This window comes from Melioribacter sp. Ez-97 (assembly GCF_051488665.1).
Taxonomy (GTDB): Bacteria; Bacteroidota; Ignavibacteria; order Ignavibacteriales; family Melioribacteraceae; genus Melioribacter.
Genome location: NZ_JBPSEG010000032.1, coordinates 1 through 1041, shown reverse-complemented (window position 1 = coordinate 1041; position 1041 = coordinate 1). Strand labels below are relative to the sequence as shown.

Annotated in this window: 2 protein-coding genes; both read right to left on the bottom strand. The window is 33.7% G+C overall.

Annotated elements, in window-relative coordinates:
* Positions 1-687 (bottom strand): T9SS type A sorting domain-containing protein (locus ACSSWA_RS14895; RefSeq protein WP_437357444.1); only part of this gene is annotated, 687 nt, incomplete at its 3' end.
* A partial coding sequence (locus ACSSWA_RS14890) for a T9SS type A sorting domain-containing protein (protein WP_437357442.1) occupies positions 684-1041 on the bottom strand: 358 nt, incomplete at its 5' end. The genes ACSSWA_RS14890 and ACSSWA_RS14895, both read right to left, overlap by 4 nt.

The window sequence follows — 1041 nt, the reverse complement described above, 5'->3', positions numbered from 1 at the left end:
TACTTTATATCGAATAATAGTTGAAGGATTAAACGGATTGGGGTAATTTTGAAAGAGAACAAAACTGGATGGGACAGTAGTAGACTCGTCTTTTACATCAACTATACCATAAGTTACTCCGTTTATTCTGCAGCCTCTCAATAAAAGAGGTTGTAATACATAATTCTCATTTGATATAAGACCAAATCCGTAAGCTAATTTTTCTACATCAAGAAAAGTTGTATCAATAAGAGAATCTGGCTTTGTCCAAAGTTTAAGTTTAAAATGCTGAATCTCCTTTATTAATGTGCGTTTCCCAAATACATACCCCTCATAAATTCCGCTTACCATCGATTCTTCCCACTTGCTGGAATCTTCAACTATAACAACCCACCGTTCACCTACCTGTGCATTTAATTTGTAGACATGTCGGTTATCGAATTGAGGGACGTTGAAAACATTATAATTCCTGTCTATTCTATAATCAGCGCCATAATACAAAGGCGGATCATAAAAAAATATAAACCTGCTGCTGTCTTTCGGGTCTATCGAATCGCGCAGTACTGTATAATGCAGGTCTCCTCCCGCCCATGTATATTCCCAATGGTCGCCTAAATTAGCCGGAAAAAATTGATACGGGTCATCATACTGAGCTAAAATAATTGATGTTAAGAATACAAATAAAATTGTTAAATAAATTGATTTCATTTAATTAAAACCATTGATTTTGTAATTATTGTAGAGCCAGATATTAATGAGTAATAATAAACTCCGCTTGGCAGATTCCTTGCATTAAAGATTACTTGATAATGTCCAGCTTGTTTATGTTCATTAACAAGCGTCTCTATTTCTTTACCGAGAGAATCGAATATTTTTATAGTAACTTTTCCGCTTTTGGGCAAATAATATTCTATTGTAGTAGATGGGTTAAACGGATTGGGATAGTTTTTAAATAAACTAAAATTATACTTCTCGCTATATACTTCAGAAAAATTATTTGCATTTAACTTCGGTAATGGATCTTGCATAATTCCTGCTGTTTCAACCTGATTGCTTGGTACA